Source organism: Sphingomonas adhaesiva (assembly GCF_002374855.1).
In the GTDB taxonomy this organism is placed as follows: domain Bacteria; phylum Pseudomonadota; class Alphaproteobacteria; order Sphingomonadales; family Sphingomonadaceae; genus Sphingomonas; species Sphingomonas adhaesiva.
In genome coordinates, this window is the sequence record NZ_NWVC01000003.1 from 145,429 (window position 1) to 166,248 (window position 20,820).

Consider the following 20,820-nt stretch of genomic DNA (forward strand, 5'->3'; position numbering starts at 1 on the left):
CCCCTCACACCTTCGCGGCGTAGATCATCCGGCCCGGGCCGAGGCGTTCGAACACCTCCGCCAGATCGCGCTCGCCGACCGCGAAGCAGCCCTGGCTGCGCCCCAGCATCCCGCGGCGCGAGATCATGTCGGGATTGGCATACCAGGCGGCGTGGACGACGATCGCACGGTCCAGCGCATTGTCGTTGGTGCGATCCAGTCCGATCAGCCGCTGCGACCGGCCATGCTTGCCGACGTAATAATCGTCGGTCAGGAACGCGCCCTCGCACGAGGCGTTGGAGCCGTTGGCGTTGGAGAAGCGCTGGACATAGCCGGTGTGCGCCGGGTCCGATCCGCTGCCGTGCGCGACCAGTTTGGACGTGACGCGCCCGCTTTCCAGGTTGATGAGGTGGAAGCGCGGGCGGCTGGACCCGGCGGAAAAGTCCGCCACCGCCATCCGGTCATGCCGCGCGATGCGGCTGCCGTGGCGTTCCAGCGCGGCCATCGCGCGCTGCATCAGCTGGCGATTCACCCCCGGTGCGACGATCGTGTCGCGCACCGCCGGCTGTGCCGCGACGGCCGCGCGGGCGGCCGGATGCGCGCCCGGATAGACGTCCGGCGGCAGCAGCGATTCGGGCATGCTGCGCTGGCGCATTCCGGCGGAAACAGCACCGGGGATCATCAGCGCCCCGGCAAGCACACCACCGGTCTTCAACAAGTGGCGGCGCGACGGCGCCGCATCCTGCGACCATTTCATATGTTCAACAATTCCCCGCTCCATTGCCGATGCTGATAGCATGAAAGGAGTGAACAATCCGCAACCTGGCACGCTGCTTGCGTTGCCGTTCCGGACATTGGCCGTGGAATCCCAACGCTTCGTCGCCCGGCACCAAAATGGCGGTGGGACGTTCCCTTGATGACAGCCCGCCGCCGCGCCGCGGCGGGCACGGACATGAAAGGATCATTGATGCGGCGATTCGCCCGTTACCTGATCGTGCCGGTCCTCGCCGGCCTCGCCATCCCCGCCGCCCCCGCCGCCGCCGAGGCGATGGACAGCCTTGCGATCACCGAGGCCGCCGCCGCACTGGCGCCGAATCGTTACCTGTGGACCGACCGGCAGGCGGAGGGGGCGGTGAGCGTGCTGATCTCCATCCCCGACCAGCGCGCCTATGTGTTCCGCGGACAGACGCTGGTGGCGGCATCGGCGGTGTCGACCGGCACCGACGACCGGCCGACCCCGACCGGGCGGTTCACGATCCTGCAGAAGAAGGCGTTCCACCGTTCCAACCTGTATGACGATGCGCCGATGCCGTACATGCAGCGGCTGACGTGGGACGGCGTGGCGCTGCACGCGGGGCGCAACCCCGGCTTTCCCGCGTCGCACGGCTGCATCCGCCTGCCGACCGCCTTTGCGAAAAAGCTGTTCGACATCACGCAGTTGGGCGCGACGGTGGAGGTGACCGACATGGCGTACGTGTCGGGGATGGACGCGCCGGTCAGCGACGAAGGCGAGGTGGCGCGCGTGAATGCGGCGGCGGGGGATGTGCTGGCGAGCCGGTGAGGGGTTTTCGGGTTCACGCGAAGACGCGAAGACGCGAAGAAGAAGGGGGGCGCGCGGAGGCGTGGATAAGAAGGTCATTCGCGCAGAGACGCAGAGACGCGGAGGTGTCGCGTTAGACGCGAAGCGTCTTTTGTCAGTCGCTCGCGGGAGGAAGAGCTGCCGCTTGCATGAGGCACCATCATCTCTGCGCCTCCGCGCCTCCGCGTGAACAAACCTTCTTGCTTCTCTTCGCGTCTTCGCGTCTTCGCGTCTTCGCGTGAAGATAACCCTTCCAATACGCCCCGCGGTGGGAATGTCCGCCCATACCGCATAGGGTGCGCCGATGGCCTACCTACGCAACATCGTCATCCTCACTGGCGCGGGCGTGTCCGCGGAGAGCGGCATCGCGACGTTCCGCGGGCCGGGCGGATTGTGGGAGGGGCACCGGGTCGAGGAGGTTTGCACGGATAAACGATTATCGCTGGCGAGTTTGCGCTTCTCCGGAACCTGTCGCTAAAGTTGAGAATGGCAGCAATCGGACCAGAGGATTGGCTTAAGGCCGAACGCGAGGAGCGACGTGCATCGAAGGCCAACTTGGCGGGCATGTATATGGCCGGTCCTTGGATCGGCTTGGTTGCAATCGCCTCGCTCCCGGTCATCGCCGTGGCAGGCGAAGGCGACTACATCATCGCCGTTCTCGGCGTCATGTGGCTTGCCCAGTCAATCGTGGCGCTCCGTGTGCGGAGAGCTAGCGAGAAAGGGACGGTGCGACGAGCGTGTGCGACTTGGGTGCTCGTATGGGCTTCGATCCTTTGTGTGGCTATGTTCCTGATCGCCGTTGCTTTCGCATCTGACGGAAGTTGGCGGTGAGCGACGTTCCCAGCATCGTCATCCTCACCGGCGCGGGCATCTCGGCCGAGTCCGGCATCCCGACATTCCGCGCCGAAAACGGTGTAAGCTATTGGGATGGTGACATAATCGACTTTGTTCCGAAAAAGCACCGCGTCGAGGACGTGTGCACGCCCGAGGCGCTGGCGGGCGATCCCGAGCTGGTGCATCGTTTCTACGACTTGCGGCGCGCGGCACTGGCGGGGGTGGTGCCCAATGCGGCGCATGAGGCGCTGGCGCGGCTGGATCGTGCGTGGGAGGCTGAGTTGCTGATCGTCACGCAGAATGTCGATGACCTGCACGAGCGTGCCGGGGCGGTGCGGATGCTGCACATGCATGGCGAGTTGAACAGTGCGGTGTGCGCCGCATGCGGTGCGCGGGCGGAATGGCGCGGGGCGTTGCCGCCGGGGACGCGCTGCGCCGCATGCGGGGCGGGGGCGTTGCGGCCGGACATCGTGTTCTTCGGCGAGATGCCCTACCAGATGGCGCGGATCGAGGCGGCGCTGGCGGCGGCGGACCTGTTCGTGTCGATCGGGACGTCGGGCGCGGTCTATCCGGCGGCGGGGTTCGTCCAGACCGCGCGCGCTTATGGCGCGGCGACGCTGGAGCTGAACCTGGAGCCGTCGGCGGGCAGCGCGTGGTTCGACGAGACGCGGCTGGGCGCGGCGGGGGTGCTGGTGCCGGCGTGGGTGGACGAGGTGCTGGCGCGCCGGTGAGGCGGGGCGGGTGCGGCGGCGTTGCGCGGGAGGTGAGAGAGATGGGCCCCTGCCTGCGCAGGGGCGACGGGGGCGGCGTTATCCCAACGCAGGCTGGGGGGTGCGAAGGTCGGTTTTGCTGCCTTTTCACTCATCCACCCCGGCGGGGGCCGGGGTCCATGGCGCCGCAGACGCATCGGCTTGTGCGTTCGGCGAGACGTGGATGCCGGAACAGGTCCGGCATGACGGAAATGGGGGGGCGTTACGCGCGTCACCGGGAGGCCCCTGCCTGCGCAGGGGCGACGGGTGGTGGTGGGAAGTGCCACCGGGGGCCCCCGCTTTCGCTGGAGCCTCCCGATGTGGGCAGTTCGGCAGGATAGCCTATACGTCGAGGTTGGCGACGCTGAGGGCGTTTTCCTGGATGAATTCGCGGCGCGGCTCGACCACGTCGCCCATCAGGCGGGCGAAGATTTCGTCGGCGACGTCGGCCTGGTCGACCTCCACCTTCAGCATCGAGCGGTTGGCGGGATCGAGCGTGGTTTCCCACAATTGCTCGGCGTTCATCTCGCCCAGCCCCTTGTAGCGCTGGATCGACAGGCCCTTGCGCCCGGCGGCGAGGATCGCGTCGAGCAGCTGCGACGGGCGTGCGACCAGCGCCTCGCCCTTGGCGACCGCCAGCCGCTGGCCGGGGACGCCTTCGCCCGCGCTCTCGCCCTCGCCCTCGTTGTCTTCGTCGGTGGCGGGGGTGTCGGCGGCGGCGGCCTCGGCCGCGGCGCTGCGCACCGGCGTCAGCCGGGCGGCGTGGACGAAGCTTTCGGCCTGTTCGGCGGCGAGCGTGTGGAGCTTGCGCGCCTCCGCCGAGGCGAGGAACGCGGCCTCCACGATGTGGTGGTCGGTGACGCCGCGCCACAGCCGTTCGAAATGGATGCCGCCGTCCTCGGTCATCCGCGCGGTCCAGGTCGCCTCGCTGTCGCCCTGGTCGAGGCGGCGGGTGACCTCCGCGACCGCCGCCGCGCGCGCCTCACGCGGCATGTCGGGCGTCAGCGCGCCGCCGAGTGCGAGCGTTTCGATGATGACCGGATCGTAGCGGCGCGGCACGTAGCGCATCAGCGTGCGCATCCGCCGCGCATGTTCGACCAGCGGGCGCAGGTGCGCGCCCGTCAGCCCCTCGCCGCCGCGCTCCAGCATCATCGTCGAAAGCCCCGCGTCGACCAGATAGTCGTCGAGCGCGGCATCGTCCTTGAGATAGACTTCCGAGCGCCCCTTGGTCGCCTTGTACAGCGGCGGCTGCGCGATGTAGAGGTGCCCGGCCTCGATGATCTCGCGCATCTGGCGGTAGAAGAACGTCAGCAACAGCGTGCGGATATGCGCGCCGTCGACGTCGGCGTCGGTCATGATGACGATCTTGTGGTAGCGCAGCTTCTCGATCTTGAAGTCGTCGCGGCCGATGCCGGTGCCCATCGCCTGGATCAGCGAGATGATCTCCTTCGACCCCAGCATCCGGTCGGTGCGCGCGCGTTCGACGTTGAGGATCTTGCCGCGGATCGGCAGGATCGCCTGATAGTCGCTGTCGCGGCCCGACTTGGCCGAGCCGCCGGCGGAATCGCCCTCCACGATGAACAGTTCGGCCTTGGTCGCGTCGCGTTCGCGGCAGTCGTGCAGCTTGCCGGGCAGGCCGCTGACCTCCATCACGCCCTTGCGCCGGGTCAGTTCGCGCGCGCGCTTCGCCGCCTCGCGCGCGGCGGCGGCGTCGATGATCTTGCCGACGATCGCGCGCGCGTGCTGCGGATTTTCCTCCAGCCATTCGGCCATCTTGTCGGCCATCAGGCTTTCGAGCGGCTGGCGCACCTCGGACGAGACGAGCTTGTCCTTGGTCTGCGAGCTGAACTTCGGGTCGGGCAGCTTGACCGAGACGATCGCGGTCAGCCCCTCGCGCATGTCGTCGCCGGTCAGCGACACCTTCTCCTTCTTCAGCAGTCCCGACTTTTCCGCATAATTATTGAGCGTGCGGGTCAGCGCGGCGCGGAAGGCGGCGATGTGCGTGCCGCCGTCGCGCTGCGGGATGTTGTTGGTGAAGGCGAGCACGTTCTCGTAATAGGAATCGTTCCATTCCAGCGCGACGTCGATGCCGATCTGGTCGCGCATCCCCGACACGGAAATGGGATCGGGGAACAGCGGCTGCTTGTTCCTGTCCAGCCACTTCACGAACGCGGCGATGCCGCCTTCGTAATACAGCTCGATCGTCTTCGGCTCCTCATGCCGGGCGTCGCTGAGGAACAGGCGCACGCCGGAATTGAGGAACGCCAGCTCGCGGTAGCGATGCTCCAGCTTGTCGAAGTCGAATTCGGTAATCTTGAAGGTGGCGGGGGAGGGGAAGAAGGTGACGCGCGTGCCCTTCCTGCCCTCCGCCGGGCCGACGACCTTGAGCGGCGCGACGGCATCGCCATGGGCGAAGCGCATGTAATGCTCCTCCCCGTCGCGCCAGATCGTCAGGTCGAGCCATTCGCTGAGCGCGTTGACCACCGACACGCCGACGCCGTGGAGGCCGCCGGATACCTTGTAGGCATTGTCGTCGCTGGTATTCTCGAACTTGCCGCCGGCGTGCAGCTGGGTCATGATCACCTCGGCCGCGGACACGCCCTCCTCCGGGTGGATGCCGGTGGGGATGCCGCGCCCGTTGTCGGTCACAGAGACCGAGCCGTCGGCGTTGAGCGTGATGTCGATCCGGTCGCAATGCCCGGCCAGCGCCTCGTCGATCGCATTGTCGCTCACCTCGAACACCATGTGGTGGAGGCCCGAGCCGTCGTCGGTATCGCCGATATACATGCCGGGACGCTTGCGCACCGCGTCCAGACCCTTCAGCACCTTGATCGAGGAGGCGCCGTACTCGCTGGAATTCTGCTGTTCTGCCATGCGGAGCATATAGGCATGACGGGCGTGCAACGAAAGCGAAATGGACGGGTGCGTCAGCGTTCCAGGTGTGCGTCGATCCGCGCCAGCACGGCGTGGCGGATCGCATCGCCCTCGCGCAGCAGTTCGTGGCTTCGGCCGGGCAGCAGGTGGAGCGTGGCGGCGGGCAGGCGACGCGATAGGCGCGCGATCGCGGCGGGCGACACCACCGGATCGCGGCGCGACACCATCAGCATGAGCGGGGTGGCGACACCGCCAAGCGGTGCGCGGTCGAGCGCGGCGATCGAGGCGCAGGCGGCGCGCATCCACCCCCAGCTGGGCGCGCCGGATGCGATCGCGGGCACGTTCGCCTTCCACCACACCTTGTCCGCCTGGCGATCCGGGCAGGAGGTCATGCGGCCGCCGACGTTGCCGGCGTCCCCCTCCCAGATGCGGCGTTCGGCGTGGCCCAGCGCGCAGGCGGCACGCGCGGCGAGCGCGAGCGGCGCGGTGCCGAGCGGGCCGGCGCGCAACCCCAGCATCGGCGAGGACAGGGCCGCCGCGTCGAGCGCGCCGCCGCGTTCCGCCAGCCAGCGCAGCAGCAGGTGCGCGCCCATCGAATGCGCCACCGCGACGCGCGGGGCGAGCGCGGCGGCGAAGGCGGCCAGATCGTCCAGCAGCGGGTCGAGCGCGGGCAGATGGTTGACCAGCGGATCGGCGAGCAGGCGCCCCGACCCGCCCTGCCCGCGCCAGTCGATGCCGGCGACGTGCCAGCCGCGCGCGCGCCAGTGCGCCATCGCCTCCAGATACTTTTCGGCAAAGTCGCCGCGCCCGCCCAGGAACAGCAGGACGCCGCGCTGGGCGACGGCGGTGTCGGGCGCCCAGTCGTAGCGGCGCAGCGCCCAGCCATCGGCGGCGTGCCAGTCGGCAAAGGTCAGGCCGGGGGGATGGCGGCGGCGGTCCACCCGCCCGGCGTAGCGCGCGGGCGTGTCAGTTCGGCGACGCGTCGGCCCGGTCGGGCAGCAGCAGGAAGCAGGTCGCCGCCGCGAGCAGCGCCGCACTGCCGATCGCCAGCGCGACGGCGTAATTGCCGAACAGGTCGTGCAGCCGCCCGAAGCCGATGATCCCCAGCGCGGTGCCGAGCAGCGCGACCGGCATCGCCGAGCCGTAGATTTCGGCATAGGCGCGCAGCCCGAACAGGCGCGCCGCCAGGAATGGCAAGAGGTCGTTCTCCGCGCCGTTCATCAGCCCCGCCAGGAACACCAGCAGCATCAGCGGCACCAGCCCGTGCGCGCCGCCCGCCAGCAGCGCGAAGGCGGCGGCGGAGACGAGCGCGACCGCCGCGGCGACCGGCTGTGGCCGGAAGCGGTCGATCAGCGTGCCGACCAGCAGCCGCCCGGCGATCGCGCTGACCCCGAAGCCGGTCAGCAGCAGCGCGGCCTGCCCGCCGCCCAGCCCGCGGTCGACGCCGATCGGCACCAGTTGGGTGACGAGGCCGGTGGTCGCCAGATTGACCAGCAGCGCCGATGCCACCATCAGCCAGAAGCGCCGGTCGCGGCGCGCCTCCTTCGCACTGACGCCGGGCAGCAGCGGCGCGTCGGCGACGACCGGCGGGGCGGCGGCGGCGGGGATGCCGCGGATGCCCAGCAGGATCGGCGGCAGCGCCAGCACGGTGCCGGCCACCGCCAGCAGCACGAATCCCGCGCGCCAGCCCCATTGCGCCACCACCGTACCCAGCACGGGTGCGGCGACCATCGTCATCAGCGCCAGCCCCGAGGTGCCGAGCGCCAGCGCCAGCCCGCGCTGGCGCCGGAACGCGACCGCGATCAGCTTGCCGTAGGACAGGCTGCTGGTGCCGGGCAGCGCCATGACGATCAGCAGCACGCCGAGGTGATATTGCCACAGCCCGCCGGCCAGCAGCGCGAGGCACAGATAGCCGGCGGCGAGCAGCAGCATCGAGCCGAGAATGACCGGGCGCACCCCGAAGCGGTCGGCCAGCCGCCCGACCAGCGGCGCGACCAGCGCGCCGATCAGCCCCAGCCCGGCGGCGGTGGCGATATCGCCGCGCGACCAGCCGAACGCGGCCTGCAACGCGGGGGTGAAGATGCTGGACATGTTCTGGAACAGTCCCGGCCCCAGCCCGGCGCCGACCATCGCCGCGCCGACCAGCGGCCAGCCGCGCCGCCATTCGACGAGGCTGCGCGACGCGGTCGCTCGGCTCGGCGGATCGAGCGGGGTGAAGGGCGGGGGAGGGACGACGGGTGGCTCCGGGGCTGGTGATGACGGGATAACGTCGCCGGTGGCGATTGGGTGCACGGGCGTAACGGTCTAAGTTTCCGTCATGCAGGACCGGTTCCGGCATCCACGGTGCCGCGTACGCACACGGCGGATGTGTCGGAATTGGTCGGGACCTTCGCGTATCCCGGTTTTGCTGAATCGTCCGTCACTCCGGCGAAAGCGAGATCTTTGTAAAACCCACGCCGTCATGCCGGACTTGTTCCGGCATCCACCGCGCCGCGCCCTTGCAAGGCGTTGATTTTGCGGCACGGTGGACCCCGGAACAAGTCCGGGGTGACGGGAGCGGGGGGCAGAGGTTTCGAACAGAAAAGAGCGTCCGGTGCGGCGTTTCCGTGAAGGTTCTGGGACCGGGCCGGAACGGCGGCGGGCCCCCCCCGCGCTACAGCGCCATGCGCGTCGCATCGCCCGCGGCGTCGAACAGCGCGGGTTCGGTGCCGGTCATCCACGTCTGTCCCAGCGGCGCCAATCGCGCGAACAGGCCGGCGCGGCGTGCGGGATCGAGGTGGGCGGCGACTTCGTCGAGCAGCAGCACCGGCGGCTGGCCGGCGCGCGCGGCGACCAGTTCGGCATGCGCCAGCACGATGCCGAGCAGCAGCGCCTTCTGTTCGCCGGTCGAGGCGCTGGCGGCGGCGCGCCCCTTGTCGACATGGGTGACGGTGAGGTCGGCGCGGTGCGGCCCGGTAATCGTGCGGCCCGCCGCCGCATCGCGCGCGCGGCCGTGGCGCAGCGCCTGCGCCAGATCGGCCTCGTCCCCCTGCCACCCGTCGAGCGCGATCGCGGCGCGCGGCAGGATGCCCTGCGCCGGCTGTGCCGCCAGCGCGGCGGCGAGCGCGTCGACGGTGCGGCGCCGCGCGGCGTCCAGCGCGGCGCCGTGGAGCGCCATCTGCGCCTCCAGCGCGTCGAGCCAGCCGGGATCGGGTGCGCCCTCCGCCAGCAGTCGGTTGCGCGCGCGCATCGCCGCTTCGTAGCGGCTGGTGTGGCGCGCATGGCCCGGCGCCAGCGCCAGCACCAGCCGGTCGAGGAAGCGGCGGCGTTCCCCGGCCGGTTCGGTGAACAGCCGGTCCATTGCCGGGGTCAGCCACAGCACCGCGACCCGTTCCGCCAGCGCCGAGGCCTGCGCCGCCGCGCCGTTGATGCGCGTGACGCGGCGTTCGGGCGCGGTGGGATGCGCGCCGGTCGCCAGATCGACCCCGTCCGCCAGCGTCGCGGCGACGCCGAACCCGCCCGGCCCGTCGCTGCGCGCCATGTCCGACAGCGCGGCGCGGCGCAGCCCGCGGCCGGGGGCGAGCAGCGACACCGCTTCCAGCACGTTGGTCTTGCCCGCGCCGTTCGCGCCGGTGAGGATCACGAACCCCGGTCCCGGCGCCAGCGCGAGGCCCGCATGGTTGCGGAAATCGGTAAGGACCAGGCGCGACAGCATCGCCGACCGCCGTAGGACGCGGCGCGGGGCGTGTCGAATGGGGAAAACGGGGTTGCGCCGCAGCCCCGCGCCCGCGATGGCCGCGCGCATGACGGAAAGCGGGAATGCGACGCGCAGCGGCCTGATCCTGGGCATCGGCGCCTATGCGCTATGGGGATTGCTGCCGCTGTACCTGCGGCTGCTGCGCGGCGTGCCGTCGCTGGAGGTGCTGGCGCATCGCATCGTCTGGTCGCTGCTGCTGCTGGTGGCGATCGTCGCCGTCACGCGGCAGGCGGGCGCGATCCGCGCGGCGGCGCGCGGGCGGACGCTGGCGTTGCTGGCGGCGTCGGCGACGCTGATCGCGATCAACTGGCTGGTCTATATCTGGGCGGTCCAGCACGGCCATGTGCTGGAAGCGAGCCTGGGCTATTTCATCAACCCGCTGGTCAATGTCGCGCTGGGCATGGCGTTGCTGGGCGAGACGATCGGGCGCGTGCAGAAGGCGGCGGTCGCGGTGGCGGCGGTGGGCGTCGCGGTGATGGCGCTGTCGGGCGGGGGCGCGCTGTGGATATCGCTGACGCTGGCGCTCAGCTTCGGCGGCTATGGCCTGATCCGCAAGGTGGCGGCGATCGATTCGCTGGGCGGGTTGACGGTGGAAACCGCGCTGCTGCTGGCCCCGGCGCTGGCGGTGATCGTGCTGGCGCACGGTAGCGGGCAGGGAGCGTTCGGGCAGGACCGCACGATCGACCTGCTGCTGGTGCTGGCGGGCGTGGTGACGGCGGTGCCGCTGCTGATGTTCGCCGCGGCGGCGCGGCGGCTGCGCTACGCCACGATGGGGCTGCTGCAATATATCGCGCCGACGTTGCAGTTCGTGGAGGCGGTAATGCTGTTCCACGAACCGTTGCGGCCGGTGCACGTCGTCACCTTCGCGCTGATCTGGACCGGTTGTGCGCTCTACGCCTGGGGCGGGTGGCGGCGCGCGGGCTGAACCGCCCGCGCGCGCCGGTCACATCAGGCAGCCAGCGCGGCGCCTTCCTTCCGCGCCTTCAGGAAATCGGCCATCGCGGGGCCGAGCTCGCGCTGCGCGCGCCGGTAGAGGACGGGTTCGCGGATGCCGAGCCGCGCGCGCGCCGCGTCGATCGGTTCGTGCATCAGCGTCAGATAATCCTCACCCTGCAGCCATTGCGCGGCGCGGCCGTGGCGATACCCCTCCCACACCGCCTTCGCGAACAGCGTGTTCCTGGCCACGTTCAGGCTCTTGAGCGCGGCGGCGGTGCCGATCAGCGCCCAGCCGAGGCCGCCGACCTGCGCGAAGCTGAACGCGACCAGCGCCGCCTCGCCCATCGGCTCGTCCGCCTGATAGCCGGTCAGGACGTGCCAGATGTCGTGCGTGTCGCGGATGCGCCGGCCCATCCAGGTATAGGGATGGTCGACCCATTCCGGGTCGCCTTCCAGCTTGCTCACCTCGACCAGGCCGTCGGCGGAATAGCCGGTGCTTTCCAGGAACTGGCGATAGGCCGCGCCGACCGTGCCGGGGGCGAAGGAGGCGACGAACGCCGGATCGCTGAACCGCTGCGCCAGCTCGACCCGCTCATAGGCGATCCGGCCGCCTTCCTCGGTGGCGATCAGGCGGGCGTAATTCTGCGGCGCGTTGCCGACGTTGAGCGCGCGCATGATGCGGAACACCTGCGTCGTGTCGTCGGCATCGGCCATCAGGCGGCGCACCGCGTCGAACGCGGTCCGCCAGTCACGCCGGCCGCTGGTGCCGGGAAGGGGGGGAAGGGTCGCCATCGACTCGAACTCCTACTGACAAAGATGTCAATAAGTCGTTTATGGCGTTCCCGTCAAGCGCCCCCGGCGTCGGCCGGCAGGTCCGGCGGCGGGGCGGCATCGTCCTCCAGCCGGGCGCCGCGCCGCGACAGGAAGGCGGTGGTTGCGATGTCCATCGTGACGTTGCCGACGGTGCGGACGATGTCGGGGATGGTTTCCACCGCCACCAGCAGCCCGAGCGGGGCGAGCGGGGCGCCGATCGTCCCCGCGATCGGCGCGATCGCGCTGACGTAGCTGACGGTGCCGGGCAGGCTGACCGAGCCGAGCGAGGTGAGCGTCGCGACGACGACGCCGACCGCCAGCGTCGCGGGCGACAGCGGCACCCCGAACCAGGTGGCGACATAGATGGCGACCGCCAGGTTCATCGCCGGCCCGGTGGCGCGGAAGATCGCGACCGCCAGCGGCAGCGTGACGCCGGCGGTGGCGACCGGCACGCCCAGCGTGCGCGACCCCTCGACCATCGCGGGCAGCGAGGCGAGCGAGCTTTGCGTGCTGATCGCGACCGCCTGTGCCGGCAGCGCGGCGCGCGCGAAGTCCGCGAGCCGCAGCCGCGCGCCCAGCAACGCCAGCGGATAGGCGATCAGCGTCACCGCCACGCCGACCCCGGACACGACCAGGATGTAATGGACCAGCGCCCCGAACGCGCCCGTCCCGGCGCGCGCGCCGACCACCAGCGCCAGCGCGAACACGCCGACCGGCGCGATCCACAGCACCCAGTCGATCACCACCAGCATCGCATCGCGCAGCGCGGTGAAGAAGCGGGTGAGCAGCGCGCGTTCCTCCGCGCCGATCCGCGCGATCGCGAAGGCGAAGATCAGCGTGAAGATGATGATCGACAGGAAGCTGTTCTCCGCCGCGGCCTTCACGATGTTGGTGGGGACGATCCCGGCGAAGAATTCGCCCAGCGGCGCGACGGGGGGTATCGCCTCCGCCGTCGACAGCGCGCGGCGCAGCGCATCGGCAGAGGCGGCGGGCAGCGGCACGATCGACAGGATCAGCGGGGTCAGCAGCGCCGCGATGCCGGCCGATACCGCCAGCAGCGTGACGTAGAGCGCGATCGCGCGCCCCGCCAGCCGCCCGGCGCGCGCCGCCTCCGCGGTGGCGGCCACCCCGGTGACGAGCAGCGCCACCACCAGCGGGACGATCGTCATCTGGAGCGCATGGAGCCAGGCGGTGCCGACCGGCTCGGCGACGGCGGTCGCGCCCGGCACCGCGGCGGGCGCGAGCGCGGCGAGCGCGATCCCGGCGAACAGCCCGGCCAGCAAGGCGACGAGGATACGTGAGGCTTGTGTCATCTGCCGGTAATCGCGCTTTCACGGGCAAGTCGCTAGGGAGTATGCGAAGCGGAGCGAACGGAAGGCGTGATGGCAAGGAAATATTTCGGCACCGACGGGATTCGCGGGCTGACCAACACCGGCGCGATGACCGCGGCGATGGCGATGAAGGTGGGGATGGCGGCGGGCCGCCACTTCCTGCGTGGGCACCACCGCCACCGCGTGGTGATCGGCAAGGACACGCGCCTGTCGGGCTATATGCTGGAAAGCGCGCTGCAGGCCGGCTTCACCAGCGTGGGCATGGACGTGACCCTGGTGGGGCCGATGCCGACCCCGGCGGTGGCGATGCTGACCAAGTCGATGCGCGCCGACATGGGCGTGATGATTTCCGCCAGCCACAACCCGTTCGCCGACAACGGCATCAAGCTGTTCGGCCCCGACGGGTTCAAGCTGTCGGACGAGGACGAGATGGCGATCGAGGCGGCGCTGGACGCCGACGTGCCGCTGGCCGCGCCGGGCGAGATCGGCCGCGCCAAGCGAATCGACGACGCGCGCGGGCGCTACATCCACTTCGCCAAGTCCACCTTCCCCAACGACCTGCGGCTGGACGGGATGCGCGTGGTGGTCGATTGCGCGAACGGCGCCGCCTATCAGGTCGCGCCCGAGGCGTTGTGGGAACTGGGCGCCGACGTGGTGCAGATCGGGGTCAACCCCAACGGGCTGAACATCAACGACCAGATCGGATCGACCCATCCCGAGGCGCTGGCCGCCAAGGTGGTGGAGGTGCGCGCCGACATCGGCATCGCGCTGGACGGCGATGCCGACCGGCTGATCGTGGTGGACGAGAAGGGCCGCGTGGTCGACGGCGACCAGTTGATGGCGGCGATCGCCGGCGGCTGGGCGCGCGCGGGCCGGTTGCAGGGCGGCGGGCTGGTCGCCACGGTGATGTCGAACCTGGGGCTGGAACGCCACCTGGCGACGCAGGGGCTGGAACTGATCCGCACCAAGGTGGGCGACCGCTACGTCCTGGAGGCGATGCGGCGGCAGGGATATAATGTCGGCGGCGAACAGTCCGGGCATATCATCCTGTCCGATTATGCCACCACCGGCGACGGGCTGGTCGCGGCGTTGCAGGTGCTGGCCGAGATCCGTCGCTCGGGCGAGCCGGCGAGCCGCGTGCTGCACCGTTTCGATCCCCTGCCGCAGCTGCTCAAGAACGTGCGCTTCTCTGGCGGCAAGCCGCTGGAGGCGGACAGCGTCAAGACCGTGATCGCCGCCGCCGAGGCCGAGCTGGCGGGCAACGGCCGGCTGGTGATCCGCCCGTCGGGCACCGAGCCGGTGATCCGCGTGATGGCCGAGGGCGACGACCCGGCGGTGGTCGAGCAGGTGGTGGACCGCATCTGCGAGGCGGTGCGCAAGGCGGCGTGATACCGAACGTCATCCCAGCGAAGGCTGGGATCTTCTGCGGCTGGGGCGGCGCGCCGGCAGCGGGAGACCCCAGCCTTCGCTGGGGTGACGATATCGGGGTGATGGCATGGGTGGTGACGGCCCGCCCGCGAGCCGGTAGAGCGCACCCCATGCTGGAGATGCGACCCGATTGCGAGCGTTGCGGCGCCGATCTGCCCGCCGATGAGGGCGGTGCGTTCATCTGTTCGTTCGAGTGCACGTTCTGCGCCGATTGCGCCGACGACATGGACGAACGCTGCCCCAATTGCGGCGGCGAACTGCTCGACCGGCCGGCGCGGGTGGGCAAGGCGCTGGCGAGGAACCCCGCGTCGACCGTGCGGCATTTCAAGGGATGATGCCGCGCGTCCTGATCGTCGCTGGTTCCGATTCGGGCGGCGGCGCGGGTATCCAGGCGGATATCAAGGCGGTCACCATGCTGGGCGGCCATGCGATGACCGCGATCACCGCGATCACCGCGCAGAACACGCTGGGGGTTGAGGGCGTCCACGCCATCCAGCCCGCGATGGTGGTGCAGCAGATGGCGTGCGTGGCCGGGGATATCGGCGTCGACGCGGTGAAGATCGGGATGCTGGGTGGCCCCGCGATCGCGACGGCGGTGGCGGAGGAACTGGCCGGCGGCCGCTATGACGGGCCGGTGGTGCTCGACCCCGTGATGGTCGCGACCAGCGGCGCGGTGCTGGCCGACGATGCCACGATCGCGGCGATGGAGCGGCTGGCGCGCCGCGCCACGCTGGTGACCCCGAACCTGCCCGAACTGGCGGCGCTGTGCGGGGCGGAGGCGCTGAGCGATCCGGCGCGCGCGGCGACCGATTATGCCGCGCGGATGCGCGTCGCGGTGCTGGTGAAGGGCGGCCATGCCACCGGCGAGACGGTGGTCGACCGGCTGTTCGATGTTCACGGCGAGATCGCGCGCTGGGAACATCCGCGCATCGACACGCGGCACACGCACGGCACCGGCTGCACGCTGGCCAGCGCGATCGCCACCGGGCTGGCGGCGGGAATGGCGCTGCCCGCCGCGATCGGGCGCGCGATCACCTTCGTGCGGATCGCGCTGCACGCCGCGCCGGGGCTGGGCGGCGGGCACGGGCCGATGGGCCATGCGCGGGTTCGCGGCGAGGCCGATCCGGCCGGGCCGACCCCCAATCAGGTGACGCTGCCCGCGACCGACCATGATGCCTCGCTGGCCTTCTATCGCGCGCTGGGGCTGACCGCGATCGTCGACAGCGGCGGGCGCTATGCGCGGTTCGAAAGCGCGGGGGGCACGACGCTGTCGATCGAGGCGGCGGGCGAGATCGACGGGCGTGCGATCGTCTATCTGGAGGTGGTCGACCTCGACGGCGCGATCGCGGCGGCGCGGGGCGCGGGGATCGCGGTGGAGGAAGCGGTGCGGCAGCCATGGGGCTGGCGCGAGGCGCGGCTGACCGACCCGGCGGGCAACCCACTGCGCCTGTATACCGCGGGCGAGCAGCGCCGCTTCCCGCCGTGGCGGCTGGCGTGACATGCCCGGACTGAAGCACGAACGGCTGTGCCTGCCCCCGGTGGCGGGGGTGGACGAGGCGGGGCGCGGGCCGCTGGCGGGGCCGGTGGTGGCCGCCGCGGTGGTCCTGCCCGAACGCGGCACGCCGCGCGGCATCGACGATTCGAAGCGCCTGCCCGCCGCCGAGCGCGCGCGGCTGTGCGCGCGGCTGACCGACTGCGCGGTGGTGGGCATCGGCATCGTCGATCCGGCGGAGATCGACACGCTCAACATCCATTGGGCGACGATGAAGGCGATGACGCTGGCGGTCGACCGGCTGGCGGCGGCGCTGGGATGCGTGCCGGGGCACGTGCTGGTCGACGGCAACCGCCTGCCGCGCTGGGGCTATGCCGCCAGCGCGATCGTCGGGGGCGATGCGGTCAGCCGCTCGATCGCCGCCGCCTCGATCATCGCCAAGCACACCCGCGACACGATCATGATCGAGGCGGCGCAGGCGCATCCGCAATACGGATGGCACAGCAACAAGGGCTATGGCAGTGCCGCGCACCTCGCCGCGCTGCGCGAGCACGGGCCGTCGCCGCTGCACCGGCGCAGCTTCGCGCCGGTCGCGCAGCTGGAACTGGTGCTGGGCGGGGTGGTGCCGGGCGCGTGATTCGGCGAGGCGCGCGCGGTCCGCGCGGGCAAATGCGACGAAGCGAGTCGGCTTGAGTCTTTCGCGCAACATACCATCGGTTGAGTCCGGGCGGTGGGCGCAGACTCAATATCTGGTCATGGCCCCCGAATGTTCCGCCAACGCAACGGATTCCCGGCGAGTCGCGTTAACCAATGTTTGCTTGACGCAAGGCCCGTTTGCCGCACTTTCACCCCTCAAGACGGGGGACGAACGATGGGGGTGATCGAGAAGGTCGCGCGCAGGACGCGCCAGGCGGCGGAGGCGGAAGCGCCGCTGCCGCTGGACCAGATCGTCATGGGCGATTGCATCGCGGCGATGAAGGCGCTGCCGTCGAAGTCGGTCGACATGGTGTTCGCGGACCCGCCCTATAACCTGCAGCTGGGCGGCGAGCTGTTCCGCCCGGACGGCAGCCATGTCGATGCGGTGACCGACGACTGGGACAAGTTCGATACCTTCGCGCAGTATGACGCCTTCACCCGCGCCTGGCTGGCGGAGGCGCACCGCATCCTGAAGGACGACGGCACGATCTGGGTGATCGGCAGCTATCACAACATCTTCCGCGTCGGCACCGCGGTGCAGGACCTGGGGTTCTGGATCCTCAACGACATCGTGTGGCGCAAGGCCAATCCGATGCCCAATTTCCGCGGCACCCGCTTCACCAACGCGCACGAGACGCTGATCTGGGCGTCGAAGGGCGAGAAGGCGAAATACACGTTCAATTACCGCAGCATGAAGACGCTGAACGACGAATTGCAGATGCGGTCGGACTGGGAATTCCCGATCTGCGGCGGGAACGAGCGGCTGAAGAAGGGCGGGGTGAAGGTGCACCCGACGCAGAAGCCGGAGGCGCTGCTGTACCGCATCCTGCTGGCCTGCACGAAGCCGGGGGACGTGGTGGTCGACCCGTTCTTCGGCACCGGCACCACCGGCGCGGTGGCGCGGCGGCTGGGGCGGCGGTGGATCGGGATCGAGCGCGAGCTGACCTATGTCGATGCCGCGATGGAGCGGATCGCCGCGGCGCTGCCGCTCGACGAATCGGCGCTGGCGACGATGCAGAGCCCGCGCAGCCAGCCCAAGGTGGCGTTCGGCGTGCTGGTGGAGAACGGGTACCTGACCGCCGGCGACGTGCTGACCGATGCCAAGCGCCGGTACCGCGTGCTGGTGCGCGCCGACGGATCGCTGGCGAGCGAATGCGGCGCGACCGGTTCGATCCACAAGCTGGGCGCGACCCTGCAGGGTGCGCCGGCGTGCAACGGCTGGACGTTCTGGCACATCGAGCGCGACGGCGTGCTGGCGCCGATCGACACGCTGCGCCAGACGTACCTGCTGGCGACGCAGCCGTAGGGGGAGCGGCAGACTGGCCGTCACCCCGGCGACAGCTGGGGTCTCCCCGTGGCGAAAGACCCCAGCTTTCGCTGGGGTGACGCAGACGGTTTCGTCCCGGTTGCGGGGTTGGTAGGAACCACGGCATGACCCTGTACCTGCGCCCCGTGCATTTCGTCGACACGCCGATCGGGCTGCCCGATGGCGCCGCCGTGCGGCTGGCGGGGGGGATGCAGTGGTTCGCCGCCTATGAGGTGAGCGGCGACGGCGACCGCCGCGTCGTGCCGGTGGGCGAGGTGGCGACGCTGGGCGAGCGGGCGGCGCTGCTCCATGCGCGGATCACCGCGCCGCGCGCGCCCTGGGCGCTGGGCGGGCGGACGCTGCGCTTCGACCAGCCGCAGGTGGCGGGCATCCTGAACGTGACACCCGACAGCTTTTCGGACGGCGGCGCGCATGTCGACGACCCCGCGGGCGCGGCGGCGGCGGGGATGGCGATGGCGGCGGCGGGCGCGGCGGTGATCGACGTCGGCGGCGAATCGACCCGGCCGGGCGCGGCGCTGGTGTGGGAAGAGGACGAGGCGCGGCGCGTCGCCCCGGTGGTGGAGCGGCTGGCGCGCGGCGGCGCGCTGGTCAGCATCGACACGCGCAAGGCGCCGGTGGCCGAGGCCGCGCTGGCGGCGGGTGCGGGGATCGTCAACGACGTGTCGGCGATGCTGTGGGACGAACGCACGCTGGAGGTGGCCGCGCGCACCGGCGCGCCGGTAATCCTGATGCACTCCCCCGATCCCAAGCACGGCGGGCATGGCCGCGACGGCTATCGCGACGTGGTGACCGAGGTGTTCGACTGGCTGGAGGCGCGGGTCGACGCGGTGGTCGCCGCGGGCGTCGACCGCGCGCGGGTGATGATCGACCCGGGCATCGGCTTCGGTAAGTCGCTGTCGGACAATCTGGCGCTCATCAACGCGCTGGCGCTGTTCCACGGCATCGGCTGCCCGATCATGCTGGGGGTGAGCCGCAAGCGTTTGATCGGCGCGCTGAGCAACGAGGCGCCGGTGGCCGAGCGGCTGGGCGGTTCGATCGCGCTGGCGGTGACGGGCGCGGCGGCGGGGGTGCAGCTGCTGCGCGTCCATGACGTGGCGGAAACGGTGCAGGCGTTGCGCGTGTGGCGCGGGCTGCGCGACCGGGCGCTGATCGGGTAGGGGGCGCCATCGTCATCCCCTTTCGTCGCCCGCTTCGTCATCCGGCGACGTCACCCCAGCGCAGGCTGGGGTCTTTGCGGGGAAGGCGGTGCATTCTCCGCGGGAGATCCCAGCTTTCGCTGGGATGACGTGCGGGGGGATGGCGTATCGGAGTACGCGGCCGCGTAACAAATCGTTTCGGTTGCGGCGCGGCGGCGCAACGTGGCGGATTGATGTGCGTTAGCGCGCGCATGATCGTCACCGCCACGCCCCGTTACACGCAGATCGTCCGCGAAGTGTGGAAGCCGTTGCTGCTTCTGTTCGTATGGGACGTGATCGTCACCGTCACCTACTACGTGTTGCCGTTCAAGGCGCCGTCGCTGCCGCTGACGCTGTTCGGGTCGGCGCTGGCGCTGTTCCTGGGGTTTCGCAGCAATTCGGCGTACCAGCGCTGGTGGGAAGGCCGGTCGCTATGGGGGCTGATGATCAACGCCAGCCGCAACCTGGCGCGGCAGGCGCGCAATTTCCTGCCCGATCCCGAGGCGACCGACATGAAGCGGACGATCGTCCTGCGGCAGGTCGCCTATGTCAACGCGCTGCGTTGCCAGCTGCGCAAGCAGAGCCCGGACGCGGAGGTGCTGCGCTTCCTGTCGAAGGGCGAGGCGGATTTCGCGCTGGGGCGTACCAACGTCGCCAACGGGATCGTCGACGGCACCGGCCGGCGCATCAACCTGGCGATGAAGAACGGCTGGATCGACACGATCCAGCAGAGCGCGATGGAAAGCGTGCTGGTCGATATCGCCAATGCGCAGGGGGGCATGGAGCGGCTGAAGAACACGCCGCTGCCCAACCAGTACCGGTTCTTCCCGACGCTGTTCACGCACATCTTCTGCATCCTGCTGCCGATCGGGCTGGTGGAATCGCTGGGCTTCGCGACGCCGCTGGGATCGACGGTGGCGGGGCTGATGTTCCTGGCGGTGCTGGCGATCGGCGACGACCTGGTCGATCCGTTCGCGAACACGGTCCACGACCTGCCGCTGAACGCGATGTGCCGGACGATCGAGATCGACCTGTTGCAGTCGATCGGCGACCCGGCGCCAGAGCCGGCGCAGCCGGTGAAGGGGGTGCTGTGGTGACGCGCGCTACAGCGTGTAGCCGCCGTCGCTGACCAGCACCGCGCCGGTGACCAGCGCGGCGGCATCCGACAGCAGGAACGCGATCTGCTCCGCGATCTCCTCCGCCTTGGCATAGCGGCCCAGCGGGGTGGCCAGCGCGGCGAGTTCGGCGAAGGCGGCGTCGCGGCCGATCACGGCGGCGCGGTCAGCGAACATCGGCACTGCATCCCACACCGGGGTTTCCACCCCGGCGGGCGCGATGGCGTTGACCCGGATGCGGTCCACGGCGCCTTCCCTCGCGGCGACCTTCGCCAACTGGATCAGCCCGGCCTTGGACGCGCCATAGGCGGCGACGCCGGCTTCCGCCTTGATCCCCGCGGCCGAGGCGGTGGCGACGATCGCGCCGCCCGCGCCGCGATCGCGCATGGCGCGCATCGCCGCGCGCAGCGTCAGGAACGCGCCGTCCAGGTTGACCGACAGGATGCGGCGCCATTCGGCAAGCGGCAGATCGGCGATCGCCCCCGCGCCCGCCACTCCGGCGTTGACGACCGCGCCGTCGATCCCCGCCAGCGCGGGCGCGGCGGCATCCCAGAACGCCTCGTCCGCGACGTCGCCGGGCAACAGGTCGAGCGTGCAGCCGACGTCGACGCGCGCCAGCGCACCGGCATCGCGATCGGCCAACACCAGCCGCGCGGCACCGTTCGCGGCCAGATGCTGCGCGACGGCCAGCCCGATGCCGGAGGCGGCGCCGGTGACGAGGTAGGAGCGGTGGCGGAACGGCGGCATCGCGGCATT

20 protein-coding genes and 1 pseudogene are annotated in these 20,820 nt (G+C 70.6%); 13 read left to right on the top strand and 8 right to left on the bottom strand.

The window, feature by feature from the left end:
* Positions 1 to 4 precede the first annotated feature (4 nt).
* Positions 5 to 619, bottom strand: a complete 615-nt coding sequence (locus COA07_RS08115; protein WP_425442589.1) for a murein L,D-transpeptidase catalytic domain family protein — start codon at positions 617 to 619, stop codon at positions 5 to 7.
* Here COA07_RS08115 and COA07_RS18245 point away from each other — a divergent pair.
* From COA07_RS18245 to COA07_RS08135, 5 genes and pseudogenes are all read left to right on the top strand, one after another.
* A complete protein-coding gene (locus tag COA07_RS18245; RefSeq protein WP_169803510.1) occupies positions 618 to 896 on the top strand; it encodes a hypothetical protein in 279 nt (92 codons plus the stop codon). The two genes, COA07_RS08115 and COA07_RS18245, sit on opposite strands and share 2 nt — an antisense overlap.
* Positions 897 to 946: 50 nt before the next feature.
* On the top strand, positions 947 to 1,540 hold the full coding sequence (locus COA07_RS08120; protein ID WP_066709639.1) for a L,D-transpeptidase family protein: 594 nt from the start codon (positions 947 to 949) through the stop codon (positions 1,538 to 1,540).
* Positions 1,541 to 1,862: 322 nt separating this feature from the next.
* Positions 1,863 to 2,000, top strand: a pseudogene (locus tag COA07_RS08125) (Sir2 family NAD-dependent protein deacetylase); the annotation flags it as partial.
* Positions 2,001 to 2,044: 44 nt separating this feature from the next.
* A complete protein-coding gene (locus tag COA07_RS18250) occupies positions 2,045 to 2,389 on the top strand; it encodes a hypothetical protein (RefSeq protein ID WP_169803509.1) in 345 nt (114 codons plus the stop codon).
* Positions 2,386 to 3,123, top strand: a complete 738-nt coding sequence (locus COA07_RS08135) for an NAD-dependent deacylase (protein WP_066709632.1) — start codon at positions 2,386 to 2,388, stop codon at positions 3,121 to 3,123. The genes COA07_RS18250 and COA07_RS08135 overlap by 4 nt, the downstream gene beginning before the upstream one ends.
* 360 nt (positions 3,124 to 3,483) lie before the next feature.
* Here COA07_RS08135 and gyrB read toward each other — a convergent pair whose 3' ends face one another.
* From gyrB to recF, 4 genes are all read right to left on the bottom strand, one after another.
* The gene (gene gyrB / locus COA07_RS08140) at positions 3,484 to 6,015 is read right to left on the bottom strand and encodes a DNA topoisomerase (ATP-hydrolyzing) subunit B (protein ID WP_066709629.1); all 2,532 of its coding nucleotides are present in this window, start codon (positions 6,013 to 6,015) and stop codon (positions 3,484 to 3,486) included.
* A 53-nt stretch (positions 6,016 to 6,068) separates the two neighbouring features.
* The gene (locus COA07_RS08145; RefSeq protein WP_169924226.1) at positions 6,069 to 6,956 is read right to left on the bottom strand and encodes an alpha/beta hydrolase; all 888 of its coding nucleotides are present in this window, start codon (positions 6,954 to 6,956) and stop codon (positions 6,069 to 6,071) included.
* Between the two features lie 25 nt (positions 6,957 to 6,981).
* The gene (locus tag COA07_RS08150; RefSeq protein WP_141396494.1) at positions 6,982 to 8,307 is read right to left on the bottom strand and encodes an MFS transporter; all 1,326 of its coding nucleotides are present in this window, start codon (positions 8,305 to 8,307) and stop codon (positions 6,982 to 6,984) included.
* Between the two features lie 361 nt (positions 8,308 to 8,668).
* Positions 8,669 to 9,709, bottom strand: a complete 1,041-nt coding sequence (gene recF / locus COA07_RS08155) for a DNA replication/repair protein RecF (protein ID WP_096640893.1) — start codon at positions 9,707 to 9,709, stop codon at positions 8,669 to 8,671.
* An 88-nt stretch (positions 9,710 to 9,797) separates the two neighbouring features.
* Between recF and rarD the strand changes: the two genes are divergently transcribed.
* A complete protein-coding gene (rarD, locus tag COA07_RS08160; RefSeq protein ID WP_066713251.1) occupies positions 9,798 to 10,676 on the top strand; it encodes an EamA family transporter RarD in 879 nt (292 codons plus the stop codon).
* A 23-nt stretch (positions 10,677 to 10,699) separates the two neighbouring features.
* On the opposite strand, the gene COA07_RS08165 is transcribed toward rarD, so the two are convergent.
* The gene (locus COA07_RS08165; protein WP_066713246.1) at positions 10,700 to 11,479 is read right to left on the bottom strand and encodes a Coq4 family protein; all 780 of its coding nucleotides are present in this window, start codon (positions 11,477 to 11,479) and stop codon (positions 10,700 to 10,702) included.
* Between the two features lie 53 nt (positions 11,480 to 11,532).
* Positions 11,533 to 12,813 carry a dicarboxylate/amino acid:cation symporter gene (locus COA07_RS08170; protein WP_096640770.1) on the bottom strand — a complete coding sequence of 427 codons (1,281 nt, stop codon included), beginning with the start codon at positions 12,811 to 12,813 and terminating at the stop codon, positions 11,533 to 11,535.
* A gap of 69 nt (positions 12,814 to 12,882) precedes the next feature.
* Between COA07_RS08170 and glmM the strand changes: the two genes are divergently transcribed.
* From glmM to COA07_RS08205, 7 genes are all read left to right on the top strand, one after another.
* On the top strand, positions 12,883 to 14,220 hold the full coding sequence (gene glmM, locus COA07_RS08175; RefSeq protein ID WP_066713243.1) for a phosphoglucosamine mutase: 1,338 nt from the start codon (positions 12,883 to 12,885) through the stop codon (positions 14,218 to 14,220).
* A 149-nt stretch (positions 14,221 to 14,369) separates the two neighbouring features.
* Complete coding sequence (locus COA07_RS08180) at positions 14,370 to 14,594, top strand: DUF1272 domain-containing protein (RefSeq protein WP_066713244.1); 225 nt, start codon at positions 14,370 to 14,372, stop codon at positions 14,592 to 14,594.
* Complete coding sequence (gene thiD / locus COA07_RS08185; RefSeq protein WP_066713245.1) at positions 14,591 to 15,757, top strand: bifunctional hydroxymethylpyrimidine kinase/phosphomethylpyrimidine kinase; 1,167 nt, start codon at positions 14,591 to 14,593, stop codon at positions 15,755 to 15,757. Before COA07_RS08180 ends, thiD begins: the two co-directional genes overlap by 4 nt.
* A 1-nt stretch (position 15,758) precedes the next feature.
* Positions 15,759 to 16,388, top strand: coding sequence for a ribonuclease HII (locus COA07_RS08190; protein WP_096640771.1), 630 nt, complete (start codon positions 15,759 to 15,761; stop codon positions 16,386 to 16,388).
* Positions 16,389 to 16,622: 234 nt separating this feature from the next.
* A complete protein-coding gene (locus COA07_RS08195; protein ID WP_066713543.1) occupies positions 16,623 to 17,753 on the top strand; it encodes a site-specific DNA-methyltransferase in 1,131 nt (376 codons plus the stop codon).
* Between the two features lie 125 nt (positions 17,754 to 17,878).
* Entirely contained in the window at positions 17,879 to 18,931 is a 1,053-nt protein-coding gene (gene folP / locus COA07_RS08200; RefSeq protein ID WP_096640772.1) for a dihydropteroate synthase, read from the top strand.
* Positions 18,932 to 19,161: 230 nt separating this feature from the next.
* Entirely contained in the window at positions 19,162 to 20,046 is an 885-nt protein-coding gene (locus tag COA07_RS08205) for a bestrophin family protein (RefSeq protein ID WP_066713308.1), read from the top strand.
* 6 nt (positions 20,047 to 20,052) lie between these two features.
* On the opposite strand, the gene COA07_RS08210 is transcribed toward COA07_RS08205, so the two are convergent.
* Positions 20,053 to 20,811, bottom strand: a complete 759-nt coding sequence (locus COA07_RS08210; RefSeq protein ID WP_066713306.1) for an SDR family NAD(P)-dependent oxidoreductase — start codon at positions 20,809 to 20,811, stop codon at positions 20,053 to 20,055.
* Between the last annotated feature and the right edge of the window lie 9 nt (positions 20,812 to 20,820).